This is a genomic window from Mucilaginibacter sp. RCC_168 (genome assembly GCF_041355315.1).
Classification (GTDB): Bacteria; Bacteroidota; Bacteroidia; order Sphingobacteriales; family Sphingobacteriaceae; genus Mucilaginibacter.
Map to the genome: position 1 here is coordinate 89745 of NZ_JBFUPN010000017.1, position 16389 is coordinate 106133.

Here is a 16389-nt window from a genome sequence, read left to right on the forward strand (position 1 = left end):
TATATAATGTATTCTCTTGTTAAAGTGGCGCACCCGCCGTTCAATTAATTGATTATTGAAGCGGATCAAACGGCCCGCCCCAGGTGTTGTTTTGCTGTAAATTGACATTGTTTAACAATGCAGCCGCGGGGATGCCGAAAAAGTAATCGCCCGCCTGAACCGCGATGGTATACGAATCCAAAGTTTTTGTTTTAACAGTGAACAATGTGCTGTACATATCATCTAAAGATGCCGCTGCGGAAGCATCACGTGTACCGGTGATATAATCTTTGCCGCTCGCGTTGTTGTTAAGCGTAACTGTAAGCCCCGTCCTCTTTTTACCGTTCAACGTGCTTTCGAGCAGTTTACGGCGACGAAGGTCCCAGTAACGTTTACCTTCAAAAGCAAACTCAATTTTCCGCTCGTTCATGATAGCTGTAATCATCTGGTCAGGGCTCATACCTGCGTCTAAACCATACAGGTTATCGGTACCTGCCTCAATCCCTGCACGTTTCCTGATAGCGGCAATATTGGTATAACCGGTGGTTACATTACCCAATGCGGCGGCGCATTCTGCCTGGTTTAGTAAAACCTCGGCATAACGGATCTCCATCCAATCGGTACCTACATATGGTGCATTGGCTACACTAACGTTTGGATCGATAGCTTTACGCAGGTAAAATCCGGAATTTGTTGCTGATGCAGGTTCAGTAGTTTTAACGCCCGATCCATCTGCCTTATTGTAGTAAAAGTAGGTCCACAAACGGTATGAAGTGTTACTGTTTATAGGCCAGTTACAACCATTGTATGCTATAGTTTTGTTAAACCTTGGATCGCGGTTATCAAAAAACTTTGAATCGTCATAAGCATATTTTGCTGATGCTCCCGGAGCCTTACCGTCAAGCATTGGGTATGATTTTACAATATCCCAGGTAGGTTGGTTTGAACCACCTTTAGTACCTAAATAAGCCGGACGGGTTGCGTTATCATAAGTATTGTTATTTTGGTTTTGATCGCTTGTTGACGTGTTAAAACCGGTAACCAAAATAGCTTCAGGGTTGCTGCCACTTTCGGTAAACCACATGTTATCGTACGATGGGTTTAAACCGTAATTATTGGCGGTCAGGATCTGCATTGCCTTATCATTTGCATCAGCAGCGGTTTGCCAGCGTGCGGCATCATTGCTTGGATTAAACTGAGGACTTGCATAGGTCAACAACACTCTGCCTTTAAATGAGGCAGCAGCTGCCGATGTGATCCTGCCGTAATCACTTCCGTTCCATTTTGCGGGCAGGTATTTGATACAGCTGTCGAGGTCGCTCACAATTTGTTTAAAGCACTCAGAAGTTTTGTTACGAGGCAATAAGGCCGCGTTTTTGGCATCCTGGCCAATGGCATCCAGCGGTTTTAATACCAGCGGAACACCACCGTATAGCCTTACCAGATCGAAATACCGGAAGGCCCTCCAAAAATAAGCCTGTGCTTTATACCTGTTTTTGGTAGAAGCCGGTAAAGTACTGGCATCAAGGTCCTGCAGGGTTTGGTTAATGTTACGGATACGGCCGTAGTTATTGGTGATGTTTACCGATGTACCGATATCACCAACGGTTTCAATAGTAACAGTTCCTTTTACAAAAGCGTTATCACTGTAAAATTCGTCGCACTTATCACCGCCGCCGCCTATAGCTCCGCCGGTGTCGCCAAACCAACCCGGCTGATTAGCAGTGTACAGGTAATTGATGTTTAATATAGCAACCGTTGAGTCATTAAATACCTGGCTTGGGGTGCTATGGGTAAGATCCTCTTTATCGAGCACCTTTTTACAGTTTGTAAACAGGGCTGATACGATCAAAGCTGCAAATATGGTTTTAAATAATTTCATGTCTTTCAAAGTTTAGAAGCCTAAGTTTAAACCAAAAGATACTGTACGTAAGTTCGGATATGCACCAAATGGTGATGAAATGTCACGATAATGATCAGGGAACGGGTTTACAAAGTTGATTGGGTTTGTAGCTACCACATATGCCCTTATGCTTGACATGCCGAGCCTTTTGGTTAAACCAACAGGCAGGGTATAGCTTAAATTAGCGCTGGAAATATTCCAGGTAAAGGGACTAACAAACCAGAAATCACTTGTAGCACTCACATCGTCTGAATAATAAGGATCGGGATATTTAGCATTTGGGTTAGATGGGGTCCAGTGGTCGGTCCAAAATACCGGCCTGTTCTGGTTAGCTGTAGCCTGTTTAATGGCCGCGCTCTCAATTGACTGGTTACCACCCCAGCTCATGCCCATCACCACATTTAAGCTTAAAGTTTTGTATGTGCCGCCAAAGTTCAGACCAAGATTGTAGTGGTTTGATGCTTTATGACCTAAATAAAACTGATCATTAACATCATTTTGTTTGATGATACCATCGCCATTTTTATCAACATAGTTGATCATACCGGGAGACGGAGTATAACCGAAGATCTTAACGTTTTGCGCACCACCGGCGGCGGCAGCCCTTTGGGCAATGATAGCATCAGCATCGGCTTGTGTACGGATGATACCAAGCGATTTGTAACCCAGTGTACCGGGATCACCTGATTTACCAGTCAAATCCTGGATGGTACCAACCTGTGCGGCAGCGATATCATATTTGATATATTTATTATCGCTCCAGGCAAAGAACGGGCTGAAACTATAACTGAAGTTTGATCCTATCTTATCCTTCCAGCTTGCAGAGATCTCGTAACCGAAAGTATTGATGATGCCATAGTTTTCGGCAGATGGCGCTGCACCAATAGTTACCGGAACAGAGGTGTTTAATGAAGCAAGCATGTCATAGCGGTGCTCCCAGAAATAATCTGCAGAAACTGATAAGCGGTTATTCAGAAAAGCAGCATCCAAACCGTAGTTCGTTTTTAAGTCGTGGTCCCAGGTTAAATTAGCGTTAGGGATAGCGATATTTAACAGCGCACCCAAACCCCTGTCGCCATTGCCACCGAAAACCGCGCCGCCTTTGTTACCGGTACCAAACTGGTAGTTAACCGCGTATAAGTACGATGGTGTATTATCAGAACCCAGCAAACCAACCGATCCCCTGAATTTCAGCAGATCAACAAAGCTTACTGATTTAAAGAAATTTTCTTTTGAAAGCACCCAGCCTACTGAAGCGGACGGAAAATATCCCCATTGATGGCCCGGCGCAAAGTTGGTATTAGCATCCGCTCTCATGGCCAGTTCAACCAGGTATTTATCGGCATAAGCATAATTTACCCTGCCAGCAACAGCCTTACGGCCATATTCTTTTACCAAAGTAGCCTGGTTTGATGACTGATCGCCGGTGGTGAAGTTCTGGTTGTCTTTTCCGCCCACAATTACTCCGATGACCTCAGCTGCCACACCTTCGCTATATGATTCGTACTGCTCATATAATGCCAGCGCAGTAATTTCATGTGCACCAAACTTTTTGTGATAAGTGAGGTTCGCGTTGAACTGGTAATTATCGGCCAGTGACGGGGTAAGGCGAACCTTGTCACCATTTTTTATGGCTTTTACGCCTACTACAGTCCCTCCCGGAATATGGTTGTTATCCCCTTCGCCGGAATATTGATTGTAATAAAATGTTGAGCCATATTGCTTGTTGAAAGCATTATTTATGTTACGGTTATAGCTTACATTGGCCGTTAGCCCGCTAATACCCGGAATTTCATAACTCAAATTGGCTAAACCATTAAATATGGTATTATTATTACCTGTGTAGTTATTGGAGTTTTGAACAGCAAAAAAGTTAAGGTTATCGTTATTGCTGGTTCCTAAGTATACAGGGTGTCCGTCAATAAAATATTTTTGCCATGGTGGTGCCTGGTTAAGCGACAGAAAGTCGTTGTCCGGACTTTCACTGGTGCTTGAAAGCTTATACCAGTATATTTTGCTTTTGGCGAGATCTTCGCTCAATGACAATGACAGTTTTAAGCCTTTTGCCACCTTTGCATCAACACTCGCCCTAAACCCAAAGCGGTTGGTATTTACACCTTTAAAGTTAGAGTTTTGATTTACATAGTTAGCACCTGCAAAATAAGTCACCTTGTCGTTACCGCCTGTTATGCTAAGCGCGTTACGGGTTGTTACTGCCGGTTTAAATGCCTGCTCCAAAAAATTTTGATTATTAGCTTTGAAATAGTCAAGCTCATCAGGCGTGTAATATTTTAAATCTTTATTGCTTAAATCGCCGTTGATATAACCTTCGGGAGTGATGGTATGGTTATACCTTGTTTGCTCAACATCATTTAAATAGGTAGCCATCTGAAAGCCCGACATCATTTTAGGCAATTGAATGGCATCGGCCACACCAACAGAGGAGCTAAAGCTCACCTTTGGCCCGCCGGCCTGGCCACGTTTGGTTGTTACAACAATAACACCGTTCGCGCCCAAAATACCGTAAATGGCCGCTGCAGCATCCTTCAGTATCGAAATGTTCTCAACCTCGCTTTGATCAAGCAGGTTGAAATCTGATTCGGTACGCTGCACGCCATCAATGATATATAAGGGTGTAGTACTGCCGCCATTTTTTGCCAGGAAAACAGGGTTACGGATAGTGATTGTTCCGCTTTGGCCCGGCCTTGCAATACCTCCGGTTACACTAACCGCGGCATTTGTTCCGCGTAGCGCGGCCGCAAGGTTGGTAGTAGGGATATCCTGAATAGCTTTCATATCCACAGGCGCAACCGCACCCGTTAAGTGGATCTTCTTTTGGGTACCGTAACCTACTACTACCACCTCGTCAAGGGCATTTTGTGATGGCATCATTTTAAAATCGGCATTCATTTCGCCAATTTTCAATGATTTTTCCTGGTAATTGTACCCAAGAAACTTAGCTCCAACCACAATAGCTTGCAGGTTAGTAGCCTTAATTGAATATTTACCATCGGCATTGGTAATAGTGCCGGTGGTGCTGCCTTTTACCTGGATGGCAACTCCCGGCAAAGGAGCACCTTTTTCGTCCACAACAGTACCTGTTATGTTACGATCCTGGGCTTTTAGCGCACTGCCTATGCACAGCAACACCGAAAGTAAGAGGAAAAGTTTTCTCATAAACTTGATAATTTAATTTTCATGATCAGGTTAATTAATTGGTATAATTGGTTTGCCCGGCTAAAGCTTATATCATGATACCGGGAATATTAGGTTAGTTCAAATTATTGTTTTGCGGCTTGCCGCTCCTTGATCCTTTTTTGCCATTCTTCCCCCTCCTTTTTCATATCATAGCCTTGTGCAGACAGATAGTTATTAATGCGGCCCTTAAACTTGCCAAACCACGCATGTTTTTTTTCCGCCGATTCTGCATCTATCGCGTTCTCCCTTGCTTCCAGCAGCCACCCTTTTATCTTACCTTTTTGTTCTTCGGTAAGATTAGGGATTTCGTCCTGGTAGGCAGTGTAGGTAATGGGATAGATGCGATAGGTCATGCCGTCTTTTATCTTGTCAACCTCATCGGCACTTACCTCTTTGTTCAGCTTTTTGATATATGAAGCATGTAGTACTTTAACCTGCTTTACCGCATCGCTGTCAACAAGGGCAATTTTGGCGTTGGCCCCGGCTTTATCGTCACCCATTTGCGTTTTGATATCGTTCACTTTTGTTTTACGGGCATCATAAACGGCATTCAAACCGCTGTACTGCGCAACCACAATATCACGTACCTTTTTAAATTTCACCGAATCGGTAATGCCGGCCCCCGTAACAATTTTGTTTGCGCGTTCGGTAATCACCTTTATATAGTTATTATCGGTTGCTGTTTGTGCAAAAGCTACGTTGCCTGCAACTGATAATAACAATATTGCTATATATTTAAAGTGTTTCATGGTTGTTTCAATTGGTTAAATTCTTTATACAGCTTATCTAAAGCCTTCAAAAAGTTTATAATATACTGCCATTTTTTACTTAATTAATTGTTTACATTACAATTAATTAAGTATTAAAATCTTGTCAGTTCTAAAAGCCTGATAAAAAGTATAATTAATTTTATTGGTTTATTCCCTGGTATCTTGCAGCCTGATTTACAAGTTGCTTTAACAAATATCAATGGTTAGCCTTTGCGTTTCCTGTTTGTATTTATCCATTTATTATACAATCTTATCATAAGCTATTTTTCCTGTTCAGCTAAATTTTTGTCAAAAGAAAATTACATTGCTGCAAATTCGGTTTAATTAAAAATTGCTACTTTTAAAAATATAAACCGACGAGGCGCGCACCTAATTGCCGACCGGCCTGCTAACCTTTATTGATTTTTACAAAATGAAGCCCCATTTTCTCAAGGTTGCGGTAAAACCGCAAAATTCATTCAGTATCAGGCACGATATTTTGCCCACCTTCCGCGGCATCTGGCACTACCATCCTGAGCTTGAATTACACTTCGTAATCAAGGGCGAAGGGGTTAGGTTTATTGGTGATAATATCAGCAATTTTTCGCCTGGCGAAATTACATTGCTTGGTGAAGCCCTCCCGCACTGCTGGCGGTGCAAGGATGAATACTTTTTGCCCGAATCCGGATTGAATGTTGAGGTAATCGTAATCCATTTTTTGCCAGACTGTCTCGGTCGTTACCTGTTAAATTTACCCGAAGCATTCATGTTGCCCAAACTTTTTGAAAAGGCCAAAAGTGGTATGGTCATCAAGGGCGAGGCAAAAACCGAGTTGGCCAAACTGATGCGGCAAGCGGTTGAGGCTACTAATCTCGACAGGATCATTATCCTGCTTTCGATATTAAAAGTGCTGGCCGAAAATGAAGACTTTGAACCGATAACACTGTCGCACAGTGACTTTCACCAATCCAACGAATCAGATACCATCCGCCTCAATAAAGTATGTTCATATACACTGGCCAATTATAAACAGGAGATCAGCCTGGAAAAAATAGCCGCTATTGGCAACCTGAGCGTTACCTCCTTTTGTCGATATTTTAAGCTGATGACCAAGAAAACTTATTTTGATTTTTTAACCGAGATCAGGATCAGTCATGCCTGCAGGTTTTTGATAGAAGATAAATTGCCTACCGAGGTTTTGTGCTTTGAATGCGGCTATAATAATATTTCAAACTTTTACCGGCACTTTAAAAGGGTTACCGGCATGACCCCGCTTGAATATAAACGCCGGTATATTAAAGGACAAAAGCAGGCAATTTCTGCTTGATTTAGTGAAGTCTTAAGTTGTTAGTCAGAAGTCTGAAGTAAAAATAAAAAAGCATGACTTCTTACTTTCGACTTAAGACTAATAAATACCTATCTCGCTTTGCAGTGCGGTATAGTTACTGTACAGATCTTCTATTTTGTTACGGATAGCCTGCGAAAAATACCCAACATCGCGGCGCGTTATAGTAGTTATTTTTAAACCCCGTTTGGTAAGATAATATTTAGCAATAACCGGATAAACATTGTGCATTACGTCCATATTTTCGGTTAAAAACTCTTGTACCATGGCCACCTCGTGCTGGCGCGATGCATCGGCGTAATGATCACACAACCAAACAATAAGCTCCGGAAAAAAATTCCCCTGGATACAGGATAAACCTGCCGAACCAGCTTTCAGCGATTCAACCGCATGGACCATGTAGGCATCATACAAACCAAAAGCCGGATTAATTTTACTCGCCTCCAGTTTCTGTTTTACCATATCCAGGTTAAGGCAGGTATCTTTATGATATATTACCCTGCCGGTGACAGCAAAGTGATGAAGCTGTTCTGCCGATAATAACCTCTTGTATGGCACCGGACATTCGTAAAAACCCAAAGGGATTTTTTCGGTTTGATCGAACAGCTCAAATACGCGGTCGCTAAGTGTAGTATCCGGCTCATCAACATCGGCCAGTAAACTTGTAATGGCAATTACCGCCGAAGTGCCCGTATCATACACCCGTTTTATAAAGTCGGCTTGTTTTTCAATTGGGCCACCAAAAGTGCCGGTGGCTACAACCGGAACAGCGCCATCAACAGTTTCAACCACATGTTTGATTATTGCCAGGCGCTCTTCGCCGCTCAGTTCAAACATTTCACTCGACAGGCAATTGGCAAATACACCGGCAGCACCGGCATGCAGGTACATTTCGGTTAAACGGGTTAGCGCTGCATAATCAACCGCACCGTTATCTTTAAAAGGCGTTAACATTACCGGGATAAAACCCTTTTTTGATTGCTCCATTTGATGATTAAATTAAACTGTTAACTGCCTTGTTTTGGTTAAGAATATCCCTGTTAAAAATATGGCCAATGTGCCTGCAACAATGATCATATTGGTATTCAGCGTACTGCGCAGGGCAGCGTATTGTTCTGGAATGAGGGCCGGAAAAGTAAGCCAAAGAATCACCAAAACACCTATGATACTGGCAATAATAGCCTCGTGGTTACGGGTTTGTCTGCTGATAATCCCCAACAAAAACAAACCAAGCATGCCCGCCGCGAAAATCCCCGAAAGCTGCCACCATAATTCGAGGATGCTCTTTACCCCTATCATGGCTATGCCCGCCGCCATACCTGCAAACCCAAAAAGCACAGTACCAATATGCAATGCATTCAGCGTATCTTTTTCGTTGAGCTGTGGTTTAAAATATCTTTTGTAGATATCAATGGTAAATACGGTAGCCGATGAGTTCATGCCCGAACTGATGGTGCTCATGGCCGCCGACAAAATGGCGGCTACGATAATACCAACCAGGCCCGCAGGAATTTTGGTGACCATGAAATGCGGCATGATCTTATCACCATAATCGGCAGGCGTAAGTTTGCCCATAAATGCGGTAACCTCATTTGCCGTAGCAGTTGCAGGCAGGCGTTCAATAGCTACCTGATGTTTAAGGATTAAGATCAGATCCGGGTGCTGGCTGTAATACGCATATAAGCATGAGCCTATTACAAAAAACAGGAAAGATGCCGGCACATAAATACCAACACAAAGCCATACCGATTTTGCTGCCTGTTTGGTAGATGTAGCCGCATGATACCGCTGGATATAATTTTGATCCATCCCAAAGTTATTGAGATTGATAAAGAAACCGTAAAACAGGATCACCCAAAATGTTGGCTCGGTAAGGTTAAGCGAAAAACTGCCCAGGCTGAATTTATGATCGGCTTTGCCAATTTCTACAATCTTACCAAAACCGCCGGGAATGCTGTTTACCACCAGGTAAATGATCAGCAGGGCCCCCAAAGTTTTAATGATGGCTTGAACAACCTCTGTCCAGATCACGGCTTTGATGCCGCCGGATACCGTATACAGGATAATGGAGATCCCCATTACAATCATGATGGTTTTCATAGATAGGCCAGTAAGTGCCTGCAAACTCAGCGCGATGCCAAAAAACACAGAACCCATACGGGCGATCTGCGTAAGCAAAAAACAAATAACCGCGTAAACCCTTGCCCAGGGGCCAAAGCGTTTTTCAAAATGTGTATATGCTGATATGTTGCCGGTGTTACGATAAAATGGTATAAAATATTTAACCGCTATCCAGGCCGCAAAAGGCATGGATAAGCTAAATACAAAAGCGTTCCAGTTGCCGCCGTAGGCTTTGCCCGGTACTCCCAAAAAGGTGTTACTGCTTAAAAAAGTGGCATAAATAGATAAACCGATAGCCCAGCCCGGTATTAAACCGGATGCAACGGTAAACTGCTCTGCATTTTTATTTTTACGCGAAAAATAAAAACCCACCAGCACCATGGCAATAAGGTAAATACCTATAATGGTAAAATCTAACACGGGCAACACTTTCATGCGTTTATCGGGTGGTATAGTAAATTTAGTATTATGGTTTAAAATTGCATAACAAATGTAATCTACTAGTGTTAGCCTTTACTGTAATATTTTCGCCGGCTATTGTAGGATATTATCTTCAACGGAAAGGATATCAAACAGAAAATAAAAAAGCACGGTCGAGCGTCCACGCCCGAGTGTTGTCTTTTTTCGAGCGTCCATGCTCGCGTAATAATCAAAAAGGTAAGCGTGGACACTTACTTGAACCATAATTCAAGCGAAAGACGCTTGAACTTGCGATTATATATTAGAATGCAACAGTCCTGCTCTTACGAGAAGAATCGCACAAACCCGCACTTTTCCGTAAGGTAATGACTCATCAACGCGCGCTTTCAATAATTAAGCGGGCAGACTGTAGCCCATCGGCAGCAGCCTTAATAATAATTTCCCCTGCAACAGATTTAGATTGAATAATAGCCAGCCCCAAACCGTTAAATACACGATGCTGATTGGATACAAATGGATCCAGATCTGTTTGCGAACCATTATCAACAGCTTTCAGGATTCCCCGCCCCGTTACTTTAAATTTAACCAATTGATTGACATCGGGCACCGGAACGTTATTTTTATCCAAAACAGATACGGTAATGTATGACAGGTCTTTTCCATCGGCTTTAATTTTGCTTCTGTCGGCCTTTAACTGTATTTTATAAGGTGCGCCTGCTGTAACTACCTGCGTGGTCATAACTACTTCACCATTACGGCGGGATACCGCTTTCAATATTCCCGGCTCATATTTTACACGCCACATTACATGCAGGTCGTCACCGTTCTTTTTCTTAACCCCTATCGATTTCCCATTTAAAAAAGCCTCTACCTCATCAGCATTATTGTAATAGGCCCAAACGTCAATCAGCTGGCCAGGTTTCCAGTTCCAGTGCGGAAAAATGTGTAAAACAGGTTTGCTTGTCCACTCGCTTTGATACATGTAATACACATCCTTGGGGAAGCCGGCCAAATCAACAATACCAAAGTATGAACTGCGGGCCGGCCACAAATATGGCGTTGGTTCGCCAATGTAGTCGAAGCCCGTCCACACAAAAAGTCCTGAAAGGAAATCATATTCCTTGATGATCTTCCAGGTTTCCTCGTGCGTTGAGCCCCAATAAGCCGATACATTATCGTAGGCCGATACAGTAAAATCGACATTGCCATCCTTCAAAGGCGTTTTACTATCCTTTGGCCAGCGCCTGATACTATCCGATGGCATATCATAATGCCCGCGCGTTGCCAGTGCCGACATATTTTCGGTACCGATAATTTTTTGACCAGGATAGTTTTTCTGAAAATCAGCATATACTTCCTGGTGGTAGTTTAGCCCAACCAGGTCGAGCGCACCCGACTGGTAAATGAAATTCCTTTTAGGATCAGCATCGCTTAATGCTGATGTAACGGGCCTTGTGCTATCCAGTTGCTTTACAATTTTTACCAGTTCGCGGCCTATGCTTACACCTGTGCTATCAAATTGCTCCCTGATCTCGTTGCCGATGCTCCAGGCAAAAATGGATGGGTGGTTCCGGTCGCGTAAAACCTGGTCTTGCAAGTCTTTTACGTGCCACTCGCCCCAATCCTCGTGGTAATCATGTTTGCTCTTTTTCTTCTTCCACATATCAAAGGCTTCATCCATTATCAGGAAACCCATTTTATCGCATAGGTCGAGCAATTCGGGTGCTGGTGGATTATGCGCGGTACGAATAGCATTACAGCCCATATCTTTTAAGATCTGCAATTGACGCTCAATGGCGCGTACGTTAACAGCCGTACCTAAAGCACCCTGATCATGATGCAGGCAAACGCCAAGAATTTTCATCGGTACGCCGTTCAGACTAAAGCCTTTATCAGCATCAAAGCTAAAATAGCGAATACCTGTAGTTGTGGTATAATCATCAATAACCTGATCAGCAGCTATCAATTGCAATTTCACTTTGTACAGGTACGGATGATTCACCGACCACAATTGAGGATTGTTTAACTGGATACCCTGCTGTATTACAGTATCTTTTACAGCGCTCACTGTAGCGCCGACAACCTCACCCTTATCATCCAAAATAGAAGCTTTGAGTTTCAATTCGCGATTAACAGAACCAGGTAAAACCGTACGGATATTTATCGTCGCACTTTGCTGGTCAACCTGCGGTGTGGTTATAAATGACGACCATTGAGGCAGATAGGTTTTATTTGTAGTAGTTAACCATACATTGCGGTAAATGCCCGAACCTGTATACCAGCGTGAATTAGGCTGATCGCTGTTATCTACCCTAACCGCAATCACATTTTGCCGCGCTCCAAATTTGAGATAAGGCGTTAAATCATACCGGAACGAAATATAACCATTGGGTCTTTTACCTAAATAATGCCCGTTGATCCAAACTTCGCTGTTGTGGTAAACGCCATCAAAATCAATAAAAACGTTTTTGCTTTTTGACGATGCAGGAATCACAAAGTTTTTGCGGTACCAGCCTTTACCAGCAGGCAAACCGCCTTCGGCTTGGGTAGTTGGGTTTTTATCGTCGAATTTCCCTTCAATACTCCAATCATGCGGAAGATCAAGTTTGCGCCAGCGACTGTCGTCATATTTTGCTTGTTTGGCAGTAGTATCATCGTCTAAGAAAAACTTCCAGCCGGTATTGAAATTTTCTGTTTTGCGTGCGTTTTGAGCAGATGCAAAATCAACCACAAAAAACATTAAAAACAGTGTATACAGATAACAGAGCCTCATTTTGATTTGCTTTTCTTAACAGGAGGGGCAACAAAGTTCAATTCGCTTTTACCCAGATCTTTTGAGGTAGCCAGAGCTATGCCTCGCTGATCAGCTTTGTTTACGGCACAATAAAAATGGTAAACCACGCCTTTATACTTCACAACGCACGATTTATGGGCAAACATATTATCATAAGGTTCGGATGACTGAATAAGCTTTTCGCCTGTCCAATCTGTCCAGTGTACCAGATCATACGAGCAGGCAAAGCGGTTAAACACACCCGGGTCACGGGTTTTCCAAAAGGCACCAAAATAGAACATGACATACACATTTCCTATCTGCTGGATGTAGGGATCGCCGGTAATGCCATCGCCGTGGTTAAGCACCGGGTCTTTTCCAAAACGTTGCCAGTGCAGCATATCGTCAGATACAGCCATACCAATCCGCTCGGCACCACGCTTTTTATTTACGCTGTCGCCATTGGCATTATAATACATAATGAAAGGGTGACCGGTCAGCTTCTTTTTATCCCAAATCACGGTTTGCTTATATTGGGTATGGTTATCCCACCAGCTTACATCTTTATCGATGCTTGACAGCACAGGATGATCTAATCCCTGCCATTCATGCACCGTACCCGGATTCTTATCAGTAGAAGCTACACTTATTGACAATAAGCCTTTTTCATATCCCTTACTTTGCCCCCCGAAATACGATAACCAATATTTGCCGTTATATTGTTGCAGCTTATAACTTCCGCCCCATTTATAATCCTGCAGGCCTACATAGCCTGCTTTTTGGTTATTGTCCCACCGGGTGGTATCGTCAGAGAACGAGAGGATGCGGCCGCGGGTTTTCCAGTGCAGCAGGTCCTTACTATCGGCCAGCCAGGTTTCATAACCTCGGCCGTTAAAAATAATATAACTCATATACCAGCTATCGTCCTGGCGAAAAACCGTAGGGCAGTCGGCTTTTTGACTATTATCTTCGGGCGCTATTACCAGGCCATATTTATGAGGTGTTTTTACCTGTTTGTAAATGCTTTTCATCACCTTTTCGGGTACCTCCTGTGCGTGTGCCTTCAGCAGTAAAAAAACGCAAATAAAAAATGTAGAGGATTTAAAAATGCTTTTCATTTTGATTAAATATTATTTGGCGATGAATGTATAATTACCCGACCCGGCTTTTATTTCCGCTTTTCCATCGTGATAACCGACGAACTTAAGATCGTGCCTTGCTTTGATATTTTGCCCATCCACCATAATTACAGCAGTATTTTTAGCAGGCAGATAAATGCTTGCCATAGTATTTGCGGGAATGCTCACCTCCAATTTAAACTGTCCTTTTTCCTTTTTCCAGCTGCTAATGATGCTGCCATACGGCGATTTGTAATTGGCCTTAGCCCAGGTAACATCACCCACAGTTTCGGGTCGGATCTCGATTTTATTAAATGCGATAGCATCATCCGCAGGTCGGATTCCGGCCAAACCACTGTAAAACCATTCCATCAAATGCCCTAACATAAAATGGTTATTGGATACCGAAGTAAGTGCAGCCCATGATTCGGTTAAGGCTGTAGCACCATGGGCGAGCTGGTAACCATAGCCCGGCACATCGGCGCGGCTATTCATATCATAGATCACATCCGATCGTCCTTCGTCATCCAACACACGCAGCAGGTAACGGTAACCAATATCACCGGCAGTAAGGGCATTGCCACGGTCGCGGATATCTTTTACAATGCTATTTACAACCGCCTTTTTGTATTGCGGTTCAACCAGTTCGGCATAAACAGACATGGCATTAGCGGCCTGGCTGCCTGTGCCGTATTGTTTGGTATCGGCATTAAAAAACGTTTTGTTGTAAGCCTGTTTAACTTCTGCCGCCAGTTTTTTATATGATGAGGCATCATCAGTTTTGCCGAGCAGGGTTGCTATTTTACCGGCGAGATCCAGATCATAATAATACAGCGAAGTAGCTGTAATACCCTGCGGCGTTAGCTGCGAAACGCCGGGAGGTTTCGGGCCAAGATCATACCAATCGCCCAGGCCCTGGTACAATAAATGGTTTTGAGATTTTTTATCGAGATAAGCCAGGTACCGTTTGATCATATCATAGTTTTGAGCCAGTACTTCTTTATCGCCATACCATTGATATACATACCATGGCAAAATCACCGCGTTGCTACCCCACTCCGGCGAATCGCGGAAAGGTTCGTCAAACTTCACGTACTCGGGCGAGATCTCGGGGATCAGCCCATCTTCTGTTTGGGAGATACGCATATCGTTAATGCACTTGCGCGCCAAACCTACTATGTCATAATTGTAATGCAGGGAACTGCCAACGAGGTGCGCTTCTTCCAGCCAGCCCAGTTTTTCGCGGTGAGGGCAATCAGTAAATACGCTGGCTATATTGCTTTTCATGGCCCAGTCAATCAGCTTAAAAGTTTTATTAAACAGTTGGTTTGAGCAGGCGAAACTACCTACAGTTTCAGCGGCGTTACGGGTATGCAGTCCTTTGATAGCTACAATTATAGGTAATTGCCGGTTGTTAGCTTCATTTTGCGGAACAGCACCCTGAACCTGCAAATACCGGAACCCGTAATAGGTAAATAGCGGGTGCCAGGTTTCAAGCCCATCGCCCTTTAAAACGTAATTATAATAATGCGGACTGCCGGAGGCCTTTTGATTTGCGCTGCCATCTTCATTCACCAGTTCAGCCGGAATAATCCTCACTGTATCCCCCTTTTTACCCCTAACGCAAATTTCAGGGATCCCCGAAAAGTTTTGACCGAGGTCATAAATCCATGCACCGTTAGCAAGTTGCTTTTTATTTTGCGGCTCAAACGCCTGCATGATTTTTAAAGGCTCGGCCATTTGCGCGTTTAGCTCAGGTATTCCGTCTACCTTAACCACACTGCGCCATTTGGAATCATCAAAATTGTTGGTATCCCAATCGGGTTGTTCAAGGTTGGCATTATTATCCTCGCCCCCATAAATACTACTAAATGTAACCGGTGAAGGCGCTGCTTTCCAGGTTCCATCACTTACCACATTGTCCACCAGACCGTTATCATACTCCAACATTAAACGGCAAATCATTTTAGGATAGCCGAAAGCGCCGGTTAGCTTGCGATAACGCTTGTCGCGTGGGATGTAGTAAAACCCGTTGCCCAACATTACACCAAGGGTATTTTTACCGGCGATGAGCTGATTGGTTATATCAAAAGGCACATACAATGCCTGCTTATCATATTTTGTCCATCCGGGATCAAGAAAATGATCGCCCACTTTTTTACCGTTCAGGCTTAATTCAAAATGTCCTAATCCGCATAAATAAAGCGTGGCTTTTTTTAGCTTGCCTTCCACATTAAAGGCTTTGCGCATCAAAGGCAAAACATCATTAGCAGCACCCAGTTTTTTAGGTCCCTTGCCATGATAAAATGGCACAATGGCCGATGAATCGGGCAATTTATCATAGGCTATCCAATTTGCGCCATGCCAGTCGGCCTTTGTGAGCAAACCCATTTGCCAGCTGGCGGTACTGCTCCATGCAGATGCTTTGCCATGATTATCCCAAACCATTACCTTCCAGTAATAAGTTTTGGCAGCCTGCATTGGCTTACTATTGCAGGATATTTGCAACGAGGAACTTGACGGCACTTTGCCCGAATCCCAAATATCGGCGTTGTCATTTGTAAGCTGAGTTGCGTCATCAGCTACCAAAACCCGGTAAGCCCTTTGCATTACATTGTGGGCATCGCTTTGCATTTGCCAGCTGAGTTTTGGCTTGAGCGATTCAATACCCAGCGGGTTTGTTTTGTACTCGCATTGCAGGTTAAGCACCTTCGGGCTTTGAGCAAAAGCGCCGAAAGGAAGCAGCAGAAACAACAGGCAGATCTTTCTTTTCATTTTAATAT

At 43.6% G+C, this 16389-nt stretch carries 9 protein-coding genes; 1 reads left to right on the plus strand and 8 read right to left on the minus strand.

Translation table 11 applies throughout. The features are described from left to right. Positions 1–52: 52 nt before the first annotated feature. The 3 genes from AB6735_RS17105 to AB6735_RS17115 all read right to left on the minus strand — a co-directional run bounded on the left by AB6735_RS17105 (position 53) and on the right by AB6735_RS17115 (position 5829). Positions 53–1861 (minus strand): RagB/SusD family nutrient uptake outer membrane protein, encoded by a 1809-nt coding sequence (locus AB6735_RS17105; protein ID WP_090463451.1) that lies wholly within the window; start codon positions 1859–1861, stop codon positions 53–55. Between the two features lie 12 nt (positions 1862–1873). Continuing rightward, positions 1874–5059 (minus strand): SusC/RagA family TonB-linked outer membrane protein, encoded by a 3186-nt coding sequence (locus AB6735_RS17110; RefSeq protein ID WP_090463448.1) that lies wholly within the window; start codon positions 5057–5059, stop codon positions 1874–1876. A gap of 104 nt (positions 5060–5163) precedes the next feature. Further along, positions 5164–5829 (minus strand): DUF3826 domain-containing protein, encoded by a 666-nt coding sequence (locus AB6735_RS17115; protein WP_090463445.1) that lies wholly within the window; start codon positions 5827–5829, stop codon positions 5164–5166. 433 nt (positions 5830–6262) lie between these two features. Between AB6735_RS17115 and AB6735_RS17120 the strand changes: the two genes are divergently transcribed. Next, positions 6263–7156 (plus strand): AraC family transcriptional regulator, encoded by an 894-nt coding sequence (locus AB6735_RS17120; protein ID WP_090465686.1) that lies wholly within the window; start codon positions 6263–6265, stop codon positions 7154–7156. A gap of 78 nt (positions 7157–7234) precedes the next feature. Here the strand turns inward: AB6735_RS17120 and AB6735_RS17125 are convergent, their stop codons facing one another. The 5 genes from AB6735_RS17125 to AB6735_RS17145 all read right to left on the minus strand — a co-directional run bounded on the left by AB6735_RS17125 (position 7235) and on the right by AB6735_RS17145 (position 16381). Next, positions 7235–8161 carry a dihydrodipicolinate synthase family protein gene (locus AB6735_RS17125; RefSeq protein ID WP_090463441.1) on the minus strand — a complete coding sequence of 309 codons (927 nt, stop codon included), beginning with the start codon at positions 8159–8161 and terminating at the stop codon, positions 7235–7237. Positions 8162–8173: 12 nt separating this feature from the next. After that, positions 8174–9730, minus strand: coding sequence for a sodium:solute symporter (locus tag AB6735_RS17130; RefSeq protein ID WP_370997029.1), 1557 nt, complete (start codon positions 9728–9730; stop codon positions 8174–8176). Between the two features lie 358 nt (positions 9731–10088). Continuing rightward, positions 10089–12488, minus strand: a complete 2400-nt coding sequence (gene galB / locus AB6735_RS17135; RefSeq protein ID WP_370997031.1) for a beta-galactosidase GalB — start codon at positions 12486–12488, stop codon at positions 10089–10091. Further along, on the minus strand, positions 12485–13606 hold the full coding sequence (locus AB6735_RS17140; protein ID WP_370997032.1) for a glycosylase: 1122 nt from the start codon (positions 13604–13606) through the stop codon (positions 12485–12487). Before AB6735_RS17140 ends, galB begins: the two co-directional genes overlap by 4 nt. 12 nt (positions 13607–13618) lie before the next feature. Next, on the minus strand, positions 13619–16381 hold the full coding sequence (locus AB6735_RS17145; protein WP_370997033.1) for a family 78 glycoside hydrolase catalytic domain: 2763 nt from the start codon (positions 16379–16381) through the stop codon (positions 13619–13621). Positions 16382–16389 lie beyond the last annotated feature (8 nt).

Excerpts from the sequence above, each read along its gene's own strand:
- AB6735_RS17105 (WP_090463451.1), bottom strand. The coding sequence starts at position 1,861 with ATGAAATTATTTAAAACCATATTTGCAGCTTTGATCGTATCAGCCCTG.
- AB6735_RS17110 (WP_090463448.1), bottom strand. The coding sequence starts at position 5,059 with ATGAGAAAACTTTTCCTCTTACTTTCGGTGTTGCTGTGCATAGGCAGT.
- AB6735_RS17115 (WP_090463445.1), bottom strand. The coding sequence starts at position 5,829 with ATGAAACACTTTAAATATATAGCAATATTGTTATTATCAGTTGCAGGC.
- AB6735_RS17120 (WP_090465686.1), top strand. The coding sequence starts at position 6,263 with ATGAAGCCCCATTTTCTCAAGGTTGCGGTAAAACCGCAAAATTCATTC.
- AB6735_RS17125 (WP_090463441.1), bottom strand. The coding sequence starts at position 8,161 with ATGGAGCAATCAAAAAAGGGTTTTATCCCGGTAATGTTAACGCCTTTT.
- AB6735_RS17130 (WP_370997029.1), bottom strand. The coding sequence starts at position 9,730 with ATGAAAGTGTTGCCCGTGTTAGATTTTACCATTATAGGTATTTACCTT.
- galB (WP_370997031.1), bottom strand. The coding sequence starts at position 12,488 with ATGAGGCTCTGTTATCTGTATACACTGTTTTTAATGTTTTTTGTGGTT.
- AB6735_RS17140 (WP_370997032.1), bottom strand. The coding sequence starts at position 13,606 with ATGAAAAGCATTTTTAAATCCTCTACATTTTTTATTTGCGTTTTTTTA.
- AB6735_RS17145 (WP_370997033.1), bottom strand. The coding sequence starts at position 16,381 with ATGAAAAGAAAGATCTGCCTGTTGTTTCTGCTGCTTCCTTTCGGCGCT.